Source organism: Arthrobacter sp. TMS2-4, assembly GCF_054511075.1.
In genome coordinates this window covers 1-15,550 of record NZ_JBTNDI010000010.1, presented here as the reverse complement: position 1 = coordinate 15,550, position 15,550 = coordinate 1, and the positions used below count along the sequence as shown (strand labels likewise).

Genomic DNA, 15,550 nt, shown 5'->3' with positions numbered 1-15,550 from the left:
CCGCCTGGGCGTGGGGGGCGCCTCCGCACCGCGTCCCGGGAAGGCCGGCGGGCCTGCGATAATTTGGAGGCATGAATCCCCTTCCAGTTCTCGTGGGCAAGGCCGCGCGCTTCGCCTCCCGCCTGCGCGGCGGCGGCTCCGCGTTCCCGGGCCTCGTGGTCGAACGCCTCGACCCCGGCTTCATGGGCCGCGCCCTGTCCACCCTCCCCCGCGGCGTCGTCGTCGTCAGCGGCACGAACGGCAAGACGACCACCACCAAGATGGTCGTGGAACTGCTCGAGGGCCAGGGCCTGACGGTGTTCACCAACCGCACGGGCAGCAACTTCACGCGCGGCGTCGCCGCGGCCCTGCTCGGCGAGGTCGACTGGCGCGGGCGCTTGAAGGCCGACGTCGCCGTCCTGGAACTGGATGAGGCCCACGCCGTGCACTTCGTGAAGCTCGTCCCTCCCCGGTACTCGCTGCTGCTGAACGTCCTCCGCGACCAGCTGGACCGCTTCGGGGAGATCGACGCGACCACGCGCCTGCTCGAGCGGATCGCACTCGCCACCACGGACACGGTGGTGCTGAACCGCGAGGATCCGCGCGTCGCCGGCCTGGCGGCGTCGATCACGGCAGCCGACGTCGTCTACTTCGGTCTCGACGCCTCCTTGCGGAGCACCTTCCCGAACGACGACGAACTGCGCGGCGCCGCGGGCACCGCACCGGCCTCGGCCCTGCCCGCCGACGTCGTCCTCGCGTCCGTGGACGGCAACTCGGCCACCTTCGAGGTCGACGGCACGACGACGCACACCGACCTCCGCCTGCGTGGCGTGTACAACATCTTCAATGCGGCGGCAGCCCTCGCGGCAGCCCGCGCCGTCCTCGGCGGCAGCGCGGACAGCGCCCGGCTCTTCTCCTCCCTCGCCGCCGTGGAGCCGGCGTTCGGCCGGGGCGAGAGCCTCGTCGTCGACGGCCAGGCCCTGGAACTGGTGCTGGTCAAGAACCCGAGCGGGTTCCGCCTCGGCCTGAAGTCCTTCGACCCCGCCGGGTGCTCCACGATGATCGCCATCAACGACAACTACGCCGACGGACGCGACATGTCCTGGCTGTGGGACGTCGATTTCGACTCGCTGGGCCTCGGCGGCGTGGACGTCGTCAGCGGGGTCCGTGCCTACGACATGGCGCTGCGCCTGAAGTACGACGACGTCCGGGTCGGAGCCGTCGAACCCGACACCACCGAAGCGCTCCGGCAGTTCATCGCGGCGTCCGCGGGACGACCGAAGCGCATCTTCTGCACCTACACCGCCATGCTCGCGGTCCGCCGCGAGCTGTCCAAGATCACGAAGGTCGAGGTGGTCTCCTGATGAGTGACGCCCCATCCGCTGCCGCCCTCACCGAGGCGCCCGCCGACCCGCAGAAGGGATCGCTGCGCATCCTGCAGCTGTACCCCCGCGAGATGAACATCTACGGCGACTACGGCAACGTCCTCGTGCTCCGGCAGCGCCTGGCCTGGCGCGGCTACGGCGCCGAGATCCTCGAGCACAACGCGGGCGACACGTTCCCGGACGACGTCGACATCATTGTGGGCGGCGGCGGGCAGGACAGCGGCCAGGTGGTCATCCAGGAGGACCTCCAGGCCATCGCGCCACGGCTGCGGGACCTCGCCGAGGGCGGCACGCCCATGCTCCTCATCTGCGGGCTCTACCAACTCTTCGGTAACAGCTTCCACACCGTCGACGGCGCGGTGATCCCCGGTATCGGGGTTCTCGACCTCGAGACCCGCGGCGGCGCCGAACGGCTGATCGGGAACGTCGTGGCCACGAGCGAGGAGTTCGGGGAGATCCACGGCTACGAGAACCACAGCGGACAGACCTTCCTCGGCAGCGGACTCAGGCCCCTGGCGACCGTGGTCAAGGGTGCCGGCAACAACGCCGAGGAGAAGCACGAGGGCGCCCGCTACCGGAACATCGTCGCGAGCTACCTGCACGGATCGCTGCTGCCCAAGAACCCGGCGATCGCTGACTTCCTCCTGCGCACCGCCGCCGAGCGGAAGTTCGGTGCGTTCGAGGACGGCGGCGTGGACGACTCGCTCGCCGAGCTCGCACGCGTGCACGCCGGCGCCCGGCCCCGGTAGGGACCGGGGCCGGGGGCCGCCTCAGGTCAGGGGATGTCGCTCCGCGCGGCGTCGCGCCACAGCTCGCGGGCGTCGTAGCGCGTCAGGAATCCCTCGTCCTCGAGCGTCCGTACGCTGTCCTTGACAGCCCGGAGGTAGCTTCCGTGGTTCCGGTACAGGCCGTCGAGTACGTCCTGGGACAGCGGCCGCTCGTAGCCCGCGATGAAGCAGAACGACGCCCCCGTCGCCATGCCGTACCAGGTGCTGGTCGGCGCGTCGAGGAACGGCGAGCGCAGTCCGCCCTGCACGTTGGCGAACTCGTCCAGCACGGGAGCCCCGTCACGGACCAGGATCGGCTCGGCGCGAGGCGGTGCGATGCCGTCCCGCACCCAGAGGTCGAGGTTGCGGAGCGCGGCATTGAAGAAGATGGAGCTGGGGAACCTGCTGCGCGGTCCCTCGTTGCACGAGGCCGGTGGGACATCGCGACCGGCCGCGACGATGTCCGCGGACGACGCCGAGAACGTCAGCTCGTCCGGCGTCGCGTGTCCGGCGCCGGCCATCTCGTAGTGCCGGTACCGGTCGCCCGGCTCGTCGCTGTCCGCACGCCGGGAGCCGATGCCGCGCAGGTAGTCGGACTGCGACATCATGCGCATGATGGGCACGCCGACGTCCTTGAACTGGCGGCGGGTGTCGGTGGCCGGAGGAGGAGGTTCGCACTGGTTCATCGGGTAGGCCCCGGCGAAGGCACCCCCCGCGACAGCGACGATGTAGGCGTCGTAGACGGGCTCACCGTCCGACTCGACGACGAGCGGGTGCACGCCGTTGATGTAGTTCACCAGGTACCCGCCGGTCTGGGAGTACCCGAAGCCGTAGGCGTACTCCACGCGGGACTCCCGCGCTCCGTAGCGGAGCGGGTTGTCGGCGTCGCTGCTCTTCAGCCACGCCCCCACCTGCGAGTAGATGTCCCAGATCAGCCCGTTCTCGGTGGTCCGGGCCGAGTCGGCGGCGACCGTCGCGCAGTTCAGCGGATCATCCAGCGGCAGCGGGTTCGCGAAGGAGAGGGACGCATACCGCTCCGGGTCGAAGTTCTTCAGGGCCTGGACGGCGATCGGTTTGGCGGTGATCCCCACCCAGGCGTCGCCGTTGGCCACGATCTGTTCGTGCGCCATGGCCCAGCCGATGTTGAGGTCGAACAGATTGCTCGGGTTGAGCATCTCGACAACGACGTTGCCGCTGAACTTCTGGCCCTTCGCAGGCTTTCGGACGAGCACGCGGGTGGTGTACGGGGCGTCCCCGGTGCGGATCTGGGCGGGGCCGGCGGCGGGCCACGTGTAGACGTTCGAGGTACCGCTGACCAGGTACTCCTCCTCCACGTATCCCAGCCGCGACAGGTCCTGCGGCACCTCCTGATGGTCGGCGGCGCCGAACGGGTAGGAGGCGGCGGTCGAGGCGAGGGGCCCCTCCACGGCGGGGATCGGCGTCGTACCGTCGGGCGTCGGGGCGACCGGAGTCGTGCCGACCGGCGTCGGGGGCGGTGCCCCGCCGGCGGGGCCGGCGGACACGCCGAGGCCCGTGAGCGCGAGGGACAGCGTCAGCAGGATGGACGTTCGGGAACGATGACTCATCGGTGCTCCTTCTCGAAGCCGGGCTGCGCTGCCCGGCTTGCCCCGCATCGCAGCGGCGTCGGTGCCGTGCGCTCCCGCCGGAGGATTCCCGATCCGGTCGGGCGGGGGATCATCAGGCAGCGAAGCATTCCGACAGTAGGGAGGCAGGCGCGACGCGGTCAAGGGTGGTGCGCACACGTGCAACAACGTGCAAAAGTTAGTTCCCATGAGCAACCCTTTCCTTGAGCCCAGCACCCTCGACTACCAGCTGCCCCCGTTCGCGGCCATCAGGGACGAGCACTACCTGCCGGCCTTCGACGCCGGTTTCGCCGAGCACCTCGCCGAGATCGATCGCATCACGGACTCCCCGGAACCGGCCTCCTTCGAGAACACGCTCACCGCCCTCGAGCGCGCCGGCGGCACCCTGGACCGCGTTGCGCGGGTCTTCTTCAGCAACTCGGTCAGCCACGCCACGGAGGCCATCCAGGAACTCGAGCAGCAGATCGCCCCCCGCCTCGCGGAGCACGAGGACAACATCAAGCTCAATCGCGCCCTGTTCGAGCGCATCCGGCAGGTCCCCCTCGACGGGCTCGACGCCGAGTCGGTGCGCCTCGTCGAGGAGTACCTGCGCAGCTTCGTGCGCGCGGGAGCGGAGCTCGACGACGACGCGCAGGCCACGCTGCGCCGACTGAACGCGGAGCTGTCGGCACTGAGCACCGAGTTCTCGCAGAAGCTGCTCAAGGACACGAACGATTCCGCACTGCTCCTCGACGTCCCCGAGGAACTCGACGGACTCTCCGCCGACGCGATCTCCGCCGCGGCGACCGCGGCGACGGAGGCCGGCCACGAGGGCAAGTACCTCCTGACCCTCATCCTGCCGACGGCGCAGCCTGCGCTGGAGTCGCTCACGGACCGGGACGTCCGCCGTCGCCTGCACGAGGCCTCCGTGACCCGCGGTGCACGCGGCAACGAGTCGGACACCCTCGCCGTCGCCGTGCGCATGGCCGCGCTCCGTGCCGAGCGCGCGGCCCTCCTCGGCTTCTACACCCACGCGGCCGCGGCGACCGACAACCAGACGGCGCCGTCGCTGGAGGCGATCCTCGACCGCATGCGGGTGCTCGCGGCGCCTGCGGTACGCAATGCCCGGGCGGAGGCCGCCGAACTCGAGGCGGAGGCCGGTCACGCCATCGAGCCGTGGGACTGGGCCTTCTACGCCGCAAAGGTGCGGAAGGCGAAGTTCGACGTCGACCTGGAGGCCCTGCGCCCCTACTTCGAGCTCGAGCGCGTGCTGAACGACGGCGTGTTCTACGCCGCGAACCGCCTGTACGGGCTGACGTTCACCGAGCGCCCCGACCTCACGGGCTACCACCCCGACGTGCGCGTGTGGGAAGTCTTCAACGAGGACGGATCCGGGCTCGGACTGTTCCTCGGCGACTTCTACACCCGCGACACCAAGAGCGGCGGCGCATGGATGAACTCCTTCATGGACCAGTCCCGGCTCGACGGCACGCAGGCGGTCGTCATCAACAACCTGAACATCTCGAAGCCGGGAGCCGGAGAGCCCACCCTGCTCTCCTACGACCAGGTGGTCACCATGTTCCACGAGTTCGGCCACGCCCTGCACGGCCTGTTCTCCGACGTCACGTACCCGCTCTTCGCCGGGACCTCCGTGCCGCGCGACTTCGTCGAGTACCCGTCGCAGGTCAATGAGATGTGGATCCTGTGGCCCGAGATCGTCGCACACTACGCGCGCCACCACGAGACCGGCGAGGCACTCCCCCAGGACATCATCGACCGCATCCACGCCGCGGGCGCCTGGGGTGAGGGCTTCGAGACGACCGCCTACCTCGGCGCGACCCTGCTCGACCTCGCCTGGCACTCCGTCCCGGCCGGTGCGGTGATCGAGGATCCGCTGGCCTTCGAGGCGGCCGCCCTCGCCAATGCCGGCATCGACTTCGCCCCGGTCCCGCCCCGGTACCGCACCTCCTACTTCAAGCACATCTTCGCCGGCGGGTACGCCGCGTCCTACTACGCGTACATCTGGAGCGAGATGCTCGACGCCGACACCGTGGAGTGGTTCAAGTCCTCGGGTGGGCTCACCCGGGAGAACGGCGACCACTTCCGGCGCGAGCTGCTCGCACGGGGCAACAGCATCGATCCGCTCGAGGCGTTCCGCCGGTTCCGGGGACGGGACGCGGACCTGCAGCCCCTGCTCGTGCGCCGCGGCCTCGCATGAGGCACCCGTCCGCCGGTGATCAGGCGTGGTGAGCATCGCCTCGTGCCAGCGGCTGCAGTCCGCCTGGTGCGCGGCCCTCGCGACGGCGACGGGCGGCAGGACCTTCTCCACGCACGGTGCCACGTGGGTGTGGCTGCCGGCGCGGCGGGAACTCATGATGATGTTCCCCGACACCGTCCGCGCCCACGCAGTCCGTCCGGCCCTGGCCGAGGGCACCAGGCTCGGCGCGTCCTCCGCACGCGTCTGGCTCAACGGCGCGGTGGACGGAGCCGAGCTCGCCGACCTCGGGTTCAGCCCGAGCTGGCAACCCTGGTGGATGGCGGCGCCCGTCTCCGCCGTCGTCCGGCCCGGGGACGACGCCGCCGTCCTCACCACCGACGTGCCCGACTACTCGGGTCCGCTGCAGCAGGAACTGCGCGTGGTCCGCTCGCAGCCGCGTCAGGCCTGGCATGCGGTGACGCGCGATCCCGACCACGGCACCATCTCGGGTGCGGCGTACTCGTTCTATCCGTCCGGGGTCTCCGGGCTGAAGGGACTGGGCGGCATCCACCAGCTGGAGGTCCTCCCCGCCTACCAGCGGCGGGGGCTGGCGACGGCGCTGCTGAGCGCCACCGCGCGCGCCGCCGGTGCGGCGGGGGCGGTCGACCTCGCGGTGAACGCCACGCCGCAGGGTTTCGCGTTCCTCTCCCGCCGGGGCTTCACGCTGCTCGGCCGCGGCAGGACGTACGCCCTGGGGCTCTGACCCGACGGCGACCCGTCGGGGCTCCCGGGAACGCCGAAGGGCCGCAGCCTCGCGGCTGCGACCCTTCGGATGCCCGGGTGGATTACCAGCCGCGCTCGGCCAGGCGGTGCGGCTGGGGGATCTCGTCGACGTTGATCCCCACCATGGCCTCACCGAGCCCACGGGAGACCTTGGCGATCATGTCGGGGTCGTCGTGGAACGTCGTCGCCTGGACGATGGCGTTCGCGCGCTCGGCCGGGTTGCCCGACTTGAAGATGCCGGAGCCCACGAAGACGCCGTCCGCGCCGAGCTGCATCATCATGGCCGCGTCCGCGGGGGTCGCGATGCCGCCGGCGGTGAAGAGCACGACCGGCAGGCGACCTGCTGCGGCCACCTCCTTCACGAGCTCGTACGGGGCCTGCAGTTCCTTGGCGGCCACATACAGCTCGTCCTCGGCCATTGAGGACAGGCGGTTGATCTCGGAACGGATCTTGCGCATGTGCATCGTCGCGTTCGAGACGTCGCCGGTGCCGGCCTCGCCCTTCGACCGGATCATCGCGGCGCCCTCATTGATGCGCCGCAGGGCCTCGCCGAGGTTGGTGGCACCGCACACGAAGGGGATCGTGAACTTCCACTTGTCGATGTGGTTGGTGAAATCGGCGGGGGTCAGGACCTCGGACTCGTCGATGTAGTCGACGCCGAGGGACTGCAGGACCTGTGCCTCGACGAAGTGGCCGATCCGCGCCTTGGCCATGACCGGGATGGAGACGGCCGCGATGATGCTGTCGATCATGTCGGGGTCGCTCATGCGGGAGACGCCGCCCTGGGCCCGGATGTCCGCGGGTACCCGCTCGAGCGCCATGACCGCGACTGCACCGGCATCCTCGGCGATGCGTGCCTGCTCGGCGGTGACGACATCCATGATGACGCCGCCCTTGAGCATCTCGGCCATACCGCGCTTCACCCGGTTTCCACCGGTCTGTGCTGTGGTGGCCGGATTTCCTTCAACGGTGGACACAACTTGCCCCTAAAACGTAGATAAAAGCTGACACTTCATGATACGCGCCCCGCGACGGTCACTGTGTCGCCCGCGGCCACCTCGCGGCGTTCGAGCTCATCCAGCAGCCGGTCGAGGTGCTCCTCCGGCCACGGCGGGAGCGGACGCGCAGCACGGTCCGCCGGTATGCCTTCCCGGGCGGCGGCTCCCCGCTCCAGCAGGAGCAACTCCGCCTGGGAGACGATGTGCAGGTCGGGTGGCAGGAACGCCGGGATGTGCGCCATCGGAGGTCCTTCCTCTCAGCATGAGTGGTCCCCCTTCAGACGGGTCCGACGACGACGAATCATCGCCGCCGCCGCGCGGGATCCGACACCCCAGGCCGAAGTTCTGCCGGGTGTAAGCCGGCGAAGCTCAGCCTTTGAGCAGGATTGGCCTCACGAACCCATTCGTCCGAAAAGCCGCTGATAGCGTCATCAGGACACCGCCGCGCGGCAGCCCCCACGGGGTTGGTCCGGGCAGCAATGCGACTAAGCAGCTGGGGAGCTTGCTCATGCATTCACGGGACCGTGAAGAACTCATCGTCGGAAACCTGCCACTGGTCGGGTATCTCGTGTCGTCCCTGTGCGCCCGCGCCACGCATCTCTCGCGGGAGGACCTGGCGTCCGTCGGAGCGATCGCGCTCATCACCTCGGCGGACTCCTTCGATCCCACGCTCGGCGTGCCGTTCGGCGCCTACGCACGGCGCCGCATCACCGGCGCGTTCGCGGACCAGATGCGGTCCAACGACTGGGCGCCGCGCTCCGTCCGACGGCGGATCGGCGACACCCTGGGTGCGCAGGACTCTCTGGCCGCCTCCCTCGGGCGCACGCCGACGACGGACGAGCTCGCCATGACGCTCGGCATCAGCCGCCAGGACGTCCATGCCGCGCTCGACGACGCCGCCCGCTCCGTGCGCGTCCTCGACGACACGGTGCTCGATCTCGTCCCGTCCCTCGAGCAGCTTCCCGAGGCGTCGCTTCTGGCCGACGAACAGATCCGCCACCTGCGGGCCGCCGTGGCCCATCTTCCCGCCCGGATGCGTCACATCATCGAGCAGGTCTTCTTCGAGGGGCGTTCCGTGACGCACGTCGCCGCCGAACTCGGCACGACGCACTCGGCCGTGTCACAGCAGAAGTCGGAGGCGCTCCGGTTGCTGCACGACGGACTCGCGACCCATTACTCCGACACCCCCGGCGTGGCATCCGCCCCGACCTCCAGGGTGGCCCCGAAGCGGCGCACCGAGTACCTCACGGCCCTGGGCACCGCACTGACACCCCCACGCGGCCACACGGCCGCATTCTCCGGTGCCCGGCCGGTCCTCGCCTCCGTGTCCTGAGGCGGACGGGAGGGGTCAGGCCGCCGGCCTCGGTTCGCGGGACTGCCGCCGGACGGTGCTGATGCGCTGGTAGACGGTGACGAGGCTCGCGACGGCCAGGATGACGAGCACCGCGAGCAGGAACCCCTCGGGCAGCCCCAGCCCCGTGAGGCCGGTGACGACGAGGACGGACACGAGGCGCTCGGCGCGCTCGGCCAGTCCCACGTTCGCGGTGAACCCGAGCGACTCCGCCTTGGCCCGCGCGTAGGACACGATCATGCCGAGCACGAGGCAGGCCAGGGCCGCGACCGCGACGGGCGTGTTCTGCCCGCCCGTGAAGAACCAGATGGCGACGCCGGCGAAGAGCGCGCCGTCGGCGATGCGGTCCAGCGTGGAGTCGAGGAAGTTGCCCCAGAGTCCACTGTGGCCCTTGATCCTCGCCATGATGCCGTCGACGACATCGGAGAACACGAACGCCGTGATGAAGAGCGTGCCCCAGAACAGGTGCCCGAGTGGGTAGAACACGAGTGCGCCAACGGCCACGCCGATGGTGCCGGTGATGGTCACGGCGTCGGGCGTGACCCCCCATTTCAGGAGCAGCCGCGCGAGGGGCGTGAAGAGCCGGGTGAAGAAGCCCCTCGCGTACTTGTTGAGCATCAGGACGCCGATCCGGCCCGGTCTTCGACCCACGCCGCTGCGACCTGCTCTCGCACGTCACCGAGCGTCTGCGTGATGGCCTTGGTCTGCGCGATGATCGGCAGGAAGTTGCCGTCCCCACCCCAGCGCGGCACCACGTGCTGGTGCAGGTGGGCGGCGATCCCGGCGCCACCGGTGACGCCCTGGTTCATGCCCAGGTTGAACCCCGACGGGTTGGAGACCCGGCGCAGCACGCGCATCGCCGTCTGGGTGAGGGCTGCGATCTCCGCGGTCTCGGCGTCGTCGACGTCCGTGTAGTCGGGTACGTGACGGTACGGGCAGACCAGGAGGTGCCCGGCGTTGTAGGGGAAGAGGTTGAGCAGGACGAAGGCGTGCGCGCCCCGATGCACGATCAGGGCGTCCTCGTCGCTCAGCTGCGGTGCACGGCAGAACGGGCACGACTCCTCCGTCGTCACCTGGTCCTGCCCGCCCTTGATGTAGGCGAGGCGGTGCGGGGTCCACAGCCGCTGGAAGGAGTCCGGCACGCCGGCGAGTTCGAACCCGTCGGTGACCTCCCGGTCACCCGGATAGACCGCCGGCGGCCCGACGGAGGTCGTGTCCGGACTGTCGGCGTCGGCCATCAGAGTGTCGCCTCCCTGCTGCGAACCGCCTCCACGATCCGGCGGACGGCCTCGTCGACCGGCACCTGGTTGTCCTGGCTGCCGTCGCGGAACCGGAACGAGACCGCGTTCGCCTCCTGGTCCTCGCCTCCCGCGATGAGGACGAACGGCACCTTCTCCTTGCTCGCCGTCCTGATCTTCTTCGGGAACCGGTCGGAGCCGGCGTCCACCTGCGCGCGGATCCCCTCGGCCTTGAGCTTGTCGACGACGTCGAACAGGTAGTCGTTGAACGCTTCCGCCACGGGGACGGCGAGCACCTGCACCGGTGCCAGCCAGGCGGGGAACGCCCCGGCGTAGTGCTCGGTGAGGACGCCCATGAAGCGCTCGATCGAGCCGAACAGGGCCCGGTGGATCATGACCGGGCGCTGGCGGGAGCCGTCCGCCGCCTGGTACTCGAGTTCGAAGCGCTCGGGCAGGTTGAAGTCCAGCTGGATGGTGGACATCTGCCAGGTACGGCCGATGGCGTCGCGCGCCTGGACGGAGATCTTCGGGCCGTAGAACGCGGCTCCCCCGGGGTCAGGGACGAGTTCCAGCCCCGACGCCTCGGCGACCTCCTCGAGGGTGCGGGTGGCCTCGTCCCAGATCTCCTCCGAGCCGACCGACTTCTCCGGGTTGCGCGTGGAGAGCTCCAGGTAGAAGTCGTCCAGGCCGTAGTCCTTGAGCAGGCCCAGCACGAAGTTCAGCGTCCCGGTCAGCTCGTCCTTCATCTGCTCGCGGGTGCAGTAGATGTGGGCGTCGTCCTGGGTCATGCCCCGCACGCGCGTCAGGCCGTGCACCACGCCGGACTTCTCGTAGCGGTAGACCGAGCCGAATTCGAACAGGCGCAGCGGCAGTTCGCGGTAGGACCGCCCGCGGGACCGGAACACCAGGTTGTGCATGGGGCAGTTCATCGGCTTGAGGTAGTAGTCCTGCCCCGGCTTGCGGACCGTGCCGTCCTCGTTCAGCTCCTCGTCGACGTGCATGGCGGGGAACATGCCGTCCCGATACCAGTCGAGGTGCCCGGAGACCTCGTAGAGGTGCCCCTTCGTGATGTGGGGTGTGTAGACGAATTCGTAGCCGGCGTCGGTGTGGCGCTGGCGGGAGTAGTCCTCCATCGCCTTGCGGATCACGCCGCCCTTGGGGTGGAACACGGGCAGGCCCGAGCCGAGCTCGTCCGGGAAGGAGAACAGGTCGAGTTCCGTGCCGAGGCGCCGGTGGTCGCGCCGCTCGGCTTCGGCCAGCCGCTCCTGGTAGGCCTTGAGGGCGTCCTTGGTGGGCCACGCCGTGCCGTAGATCCGCTGCAGCTGCTTGTTCTTCTCGCTGCCGCGCCAGTAGGCGGCCGCCGACCGGGTGAGCGCGTACGCATTGGAGATGAGCTTGGTGTTCGGCAGGTGCGGACCGCGGCACAGGTCCCTCCAGACCACGTCGCCGGACTTGCGGTCGACGTTGTCGTACACGGTCAGCTCGCCGGCTCCGACCTCCACGGAAGCGCCGTCCTCGTCCGTGGCGCCGCCCTTGAGGCCGATCAGCTCGAGCTTGTACGGCTCGTCCTTCATCGCCTCGCGGGCCTCGTCCTCGGACACCACCCGGCGGACGAAGCGCTGGTTGGCGTTGACGATCTTCAGCATCATCTTCTCGAGCTGCTTGAGCTCGTCGGGCGTGAAGGGCTCGTCGACGTCGAAGTCGAAGTAGAAGCCGTCCGTGATGTACGGGCCGATGCCCAGCTGGGCCCCGGGGCGCAGCTGCTGCACGGCCTGCGCCATGACGTGCGCGGCGGAGTGGCGGAGGACCTCCAGCCCGGCGGGGTCCTCGAGCGTCACGCCGTCCACCGCGGCGCCGTCGGACAGCTCCTGGTCGAGGTCCACCAGGGTGCCGTCGACCCGCATGACGACGACGTCGCGCCGCTCGGAGAACAGCTCCGTCCCGGTGGTGCCCGTCGTCGCCTGCGTCTCTTCGCCGTCGACGATGAGTTTCATGGGCTGCGGCGCTGACACGGAGGGTCTCCTTGGGGAATCGGAACAGGGGCGCCCGACAGGGCGGAACGGCACCCGGTGAGCCCGGGGACCGCCCTGCTGATCGTATCGGGTGCGCGCAGGGCCGACCAACAGGCCCACCCGACGGCGACGACGCGAGCGTCATCCGGGCGCTAGCGCTCCCGCCGCACCCGCAGCTCGTACTCGATGAACGCGTCGATCATGGCGCGGTACGTCTGCTCGACGACGCTCGGGTCCACGCCCTGCTTGGCCGCGTAGCCGCGGACATTCGTGATGACCTGCTCCACACGGGCCGGGGCGCGGACCGAGGCGTCGTCGTGCTTGAGGGCGCCGGCCCGCCGGACGAGGCGCTCGCGGCGGGAGATGAGGGCCACGATCTGCTCGTCCACCTCGTTGATGGCCACGCGGACGGCGGCCAACTGCTTCACGCTCGGGTCTTCCTCTGCTTCAGCCATGCCGAGAGCCTACCCGCGCGCGTCCCTGCCGCAACGGGTCGGCAGGAATGAGCCGGTGCGGTTCCGTGTTGACGACGGTGCGGGGCCATACCGGCCCCCCACCCTTCCAGCACCTACGCGCGGGGACGCCGCGCACAGACGAGGAGCACCGTGGACTACACGCCAGAAGCAGGATCCATCACCATGTTCTCCACCACGTGGTGCGGGTACTGCCGTCGCCTGAAGTCCCAGCTCTCCGCGCAGGGCATCGGCTACACCGAGATCAACATCGAGGAGGTCGAGGGGACCGCCGAGCTCGTCGCGTCCCTCAACGGCGGCAACCAGACGGTACCGACCGTGATCTTCCCCGACGGGAGCACCGCCACGAACCCGTCACTCGCCGAGGTCCGGGCGCGGATCGCCGCGTAGGTCCGGCGCCCTCCGCGGCACCGCGCCGTCCCCATATGCTGGGAGCGGCAGGTCGGTCACCCGGCCGCCGCCCCCAGCGGAAGGACAGCAACACATGGTGCACAAAGTTCAGGGCGTCGTGGTACGGGCGAAGGATGCCCCCGCCACGCTCGAGACCATCCTGGTCCCGGATCCCGGGCCCGGCGAGGCGCTCGTCGACATCCTCACCTGCGGCGTCTGCCACACGGACCTGCACTACAAGCAGGGTGCCATCAACGACGAGTTCCCGTTCCTGCTCGGCCACGAGGCCACCGGCGTCGTGAGCGCGGTCGGCGAGGACGTCACGACGGTGGCTCCCGGAGACCGCGTGATCCTGAACTGGCGCGCCGTCTGCGGCGAGTGCCGGGCGTGCCGCCGCGGTGAACCCCAGTACTGCTTCGACACGCACAACGCCACCCAGAAGATGACCCTGGAGGACGGCACCGTCCTCTCCGCGGCCCTCGGTATCGGCGCGTTCGCCGAGAAGACCCTCGTCGCGGCCGGCCAGTGCACCAGGGTGGACCCGGAGGCCGACGCCGCGGCCGTCGGCCTGCTGGGCTGCGGGGTCATGGCGGGGATCGGCGCGGCCATCAACACGGGCAACGTCTCCCGCGGCGACTCGGTCGCCGTCATCGGCTGTGGCGGCGTGGGCATCGCCGCCGTCGCCGGGGCGAAGCTCGCCGGGGCCACGAGGATCATCGCCGTCGACATCGACGACCGGAAGCTCGAGCTCGCGAAGGGACTCGGCGCCACGCACGTCCTGAACTCGAAGGACGACGACCCCGTGGAGGCCATCCGCGCGCTGACCGGCGGCAACGGCGCCGACGTCGTGATCGACGCCGTCGGACGCCCCGAGACGTACAAGCAGGCCTTCTACGCCCGCGACCTCGCCGGGACCGTCGTGCTCGTCGGCGTTCCCAGCCCCGAGATGACCATCGAACTGCCGCTGCTCGACGTCTTCGGCCGCGGCGGCTCCCTCAAGTCCTCCTGGTACGGGGACTGCCTGCCCAGCCGGGACTTCCCCATGCTCGTCGACCACTACCTGCAGGGCACCCTCGACCTGGACGCCTTCGTCACCGAGCGTATCCGGCTCGATCAGGTGGACGAGGCCTTCGACAAGATGCACGGCGGCACGGTGCTCCGTTCGGTGGTGGAGCTCTGATGGCCGCGCGGGTGGAACACCTCGTCACCTCGGGCACCTTCTCGCTCGACGGCGGCACCTGGGAGGTCGACAACAACGTCTGGATCGTGGGCGACGACGACGAGTGCGTGGTCATCGACGCGCCGCACGATGCCGCGGCGATCGTGGAGCGGGTCGGCGGCCGGACGGTCCGGGCAATCCTCCTCACCCATGCGCACGACGACCACATCCGCGTGGTCGGCGACCTCGCCGACGCCGTGCACGCGCCGATCCACCTGCACGACGGCGACCTTCCGCTGTGGGACATGGTGTTCCCCGACCGGACGCCCGACCGGTCGATCCGCGACGGCGACACGATCGCGGTGGCCGGGGTGGCCCTGCGGGCACTGCACACCCCTGGCCACTCCCCCGGCTCCGTGTGCTACTACCTGGAGGAGGAGGGCACCGTCTTCACCGGCGACACGCTGTTCCAGGGCGGGCCCGGCGCCACGGGACGCTCCTACAGCGACTTCCCCACGATCGTCGAGTCCATCCGGACGAAGCTGCTCACCCTGCCGACGGAGACCGTCGCCCGGACCGGGCACGGGGACAGCACCACCATCGGCGACGAGGCCCCGCACCTCGAGGAGTGGATCCGGCGCGGCTCCTGATGCCTTCGGCGTCCGGCCTCAGGACAGGCCGGACGCCATGGGTGTGTCGACGCGGGGCTCCCTCGTGCCGCCCGAGAGGCTGACGACGTCGGCGTACGCGGCCAGCAGGGCGTCCTCGACGGCGTCGACGGCCACGCCGGGAGCAAGGTCCTCGACCGAACCCGCCGTGGAGGGACGCCACGGAAGCCCCAGGGCCGCGTAGGCGTCGGTCAGGACGGCCCGCAGGGGCGCCGCGTCCTCGACGACGATCACCGAGGAGAACAGCCACGCGCCCGCGACCACCCGCTGCGCGGTCCCGACGAGCTTGATCGCCGGGACGCCGCCGAGTCGCCCGTGCACGCTGAACTCGCCCGGGCAGTACTCCCCCGGCACCTCGCCCACGCCGGCATCGATCCCGACGTCGCCGAGCACCCCCGCGAAGAAGTCCCCGAACGCCGCGAAGCGCGCCCGGGTCCCGGCGACGGCGTCGGGCGCCGGTTCGATGTGGTCGACCACGAGGCAACTCCGGTGGTAGGCGGCCGCTGGTCCGCCCGCCCAGAGGAAAAGCGGCGCGAAAACATGCCGGGGAAAGGAGGTTGCTTCTCC

General features: G+C 70.1%; 15 protein-coding genes and 1 pseudogene. 8 read left to right on the top strand and 8 right to left on the bottom strand.

The annotated features are described in order from the left end of the window. Window positions 1-71: 71 nt before the first annotated feature. Both ACX80F_RS12735 and ACX80F_RS12730 read left to right on the top strand, forming a co-directional pair. Window positions 72-1,343 carry a MurT ligase domain-containing protein gene (locus tag ACX80F_RS12735; protein ID WP_459336772.1) on the top strand — a complete coding sequence of 424 codons (1,272 nt, stop codon included), beginning with the start codon at window positions 72-74 and terminating at the stop codon, window positions 1,341-1,343. After that, window positions 1,343-2,113, top strand: a complete 771-nt coding sequence (locus ACX80F_RS12730; protein ID WP_459336771.1) for a type 1 glutamine amidotransferase — start codon at window positions 1,343-1,345, stop codon at window positions 2,111-2,113. Before ACX80F_RS12735 ends, ACX80F_RS12730 begins: the two co-directional genes overlap by 1 nt. Window positions 2,114-2,139: 26 nt before the next feature. Here the strand turns inward: ACX80F_RS12730 and ACX80F_RS12725 are convergent, their stop codons facing one another. Continuing rightward, on the bottom strand, window positions 2,140-3,717 hold the full coding sequence (locus ACX80F_RS12725; RefSeq protein ID WP_459336770.1) for an alpha/beta hydrolase domain-containing protein: 1,578 nt from the start codon (window positions 3,715-3,717) through the stop codon (window positions 2,140-2,142). A gap of 205 nt (window positions 3,718-3,922) precedes the next feature. Between ACX80F_RS12725 and ACX80F_RS12720 the strand changes: the two genes are divergently transcribed. Together ACX80F_RS12720 and ACX80F_RS12715 are read left to right on the top strand one after the other, a co-directional pair. Then, window positions 3,923-5,932: a M3 family metallopeptidase gene (locus ACX80F_RS12720; RefSeq protein WP_459336769.1), complete on the top strand. Its 2,010-nt coding sequence runs from the start codon at window positions 3,923-3,925 to the stop codon at window positions 5,930-5,932. A gap of 28 nt (window positions 5,933-5,960) precedes the next feature. Continuing rightward, a complete protein-coding gene (locus tag ACX80F_RS12715) occupies window positions 5,961-6,674 on the top strand; it encodes a GNAT family N-acetyltransferase (protein ID WP_459336768.1) in 714 nt (237 codons plus the stop codon). A gap of 82 nt (window positions 6,675-6,756) precedes the next feature. Here the strand turns inward: ACX80F_RS12715 and pdxS are convergent, their stop codons facing one another. Further along, window positions 6,757-7,671, bottom strand: a complete 915-nt coding sequence (pdxS, locus tag ACX80F_RS12710; RefSeq protein ID WP_459336767.1) for a pyridoxal 5'-phosphate synthase lyase subunit PdxS — start codon at window positions 7,669-7,671, stop codon at window positions 6,757-6,759. A 35-nt stretch (window positions 7,672-7,706) separates the two neighbouring features. After that, window positions 7,707-7,934 (bottom strand): hypothetical protein, encoded by a 228-nt coding sequence (locus ACX80F_RS12705; protein WP_459336766.1) that lies wholly within the window; start codon window positions 7,932-7,934, stop codon window positions 7,707-7,709. A 266-nt stretch (window positions 7,935-8,200) separates the two neighbouring features. Between ACX80F_RS12705 and ACX80F_RS12700 the strand changes: the two genes are divergently transcribed. Next, window positions 8,201-9,025, top strand: a complete 825-nt coding sequence (locus ACX80F_RS12700; protein WP_459336765.1) for a sigma-70 family RNA polymerase sigma factor — start codon at window positions 8,201-8,203, stop codon at window positions 9,023-9,025. Between the two features lie 15 nt (window positions 9,026-9,040). Here the strand turns inward: ACX80F_RS12700 and pgsA are convergent, their stop codons facing one another. The 4 genes from pgsA to ACX80F_RS12680 all read right to left on the bottom strand — a co-directional run bounded on the left by pgsA (window position 9,041) and on the right by ACX80F_RS12680 (window position 12,748). Next, window positions 9,041-9,661 (bottom strand): phosphatidylinositol phosphate synthase, encoded by a 621-nt coding sequence (pgsA, locus tag ACX80F_RS12695; RefSeq protein WP_459336865.1) that lies wholly within the window; start codon window positions 9,659-9,661, stop codon window positions 9,041-9,043. Continuing rightward, window positions 9,661-10,281 carry an HIT family protein gene (locus ACX80F_RS12690; RefSeq protein WP_459336764.1) on the bottom strand — a complete coding sequence of 207 codons (621 nt, stop codon included), beginning with the start codon at window positions 10,279-10,281 and terminating at the stop codon, window positions 9,661-9,663. Before ACX80F_RS12690 ends, pgsA begins: the two co-directional genes overlap by 1 nt. Continuing rightward, window positions 10,281-12,275, bottom strand: a complete 1,995-nt coding sequence (gene thrS / locus ACX80F_RS12685; protein WP_459336864.1) for a threonine--tRNA ligase — start codon at window positions 12,273-12,275, stop codon at window positions 10,281-10,283. Before thrS ends, ACX80F_RS12690 begins: the two co-directional genes overlap by 1 nt. A gap of 170 nt (window positions 12,276-12,445) precedes the next feature. Then, window positions 12,446-12,748, bottom strand: a complete 303-nt coding sequence (locus ACX80F_RS12680; protein ID WP_459336763.1) for a chorismate mutase — start codon at window positions 12,746-12,748, stop codon at window positions 12,446-12,448. A 150-nt stretch (window positions 12,749-12,898) separates the two neighbouring features. Here ACX80F_RS12680 and ACX80F_RS12675 point away from each other — a divergent pair, with 150 nt between their 5' ends. From ACX80F_RS12675 to ACX80F_RS12665, 3 genes are all read left to right on the top strand, one after another. Then, window positions 12,899-13,156 (top strand): mycoredoxin, encoded by a 258-nt coding sequence (locus ACX80F_RS12675; protein ID WP_459336762.1) that lies wholly within the window; start codon window positions 12,899-12,901, stop codon window positions 13,154-13,156. A 94-nt stretch (window positions 13,157-13,250) separates the two neighbouring features. After that, complete coding sequence (locus ACX80F_RS12670) at window positions 13,251-14,336, top strand: S-(hydroxymethyl)mycothiol dehydrogenase (RefSeq protein WP_459336761.1); 1,086 nt, start codon at window positions 13,251-13,253, stop codon at window positions 14,334-14,336. Beyond that, window positions 14,336-14,965, top strand: coding sequence for an MBL fold metallo-hydrolase (locus tag ACX80F_RS12665; protein ID WP_459336760.1), 630 nt, complete (start codon window positions 14,336-14,338; stop codon window positions 14,963-14,965). The genes ACX80F_RS12670 and ACX80F_RS12665 overlap by 1 nt, the downstream gene beginning before the upstream one ends. 18 nt (window positions 14,966-14,983) lie before the next feature. On the opposite strand, the pseudogene ACX80F_RS12660 reads toward ACX80F_RS12665, so the two are convergent. Beyond that, window positions 14,984-15,550, bottom strand: a pseudogene (locus ACX80F_RS12660) (hypothetical protein); the annotation flags it as partial.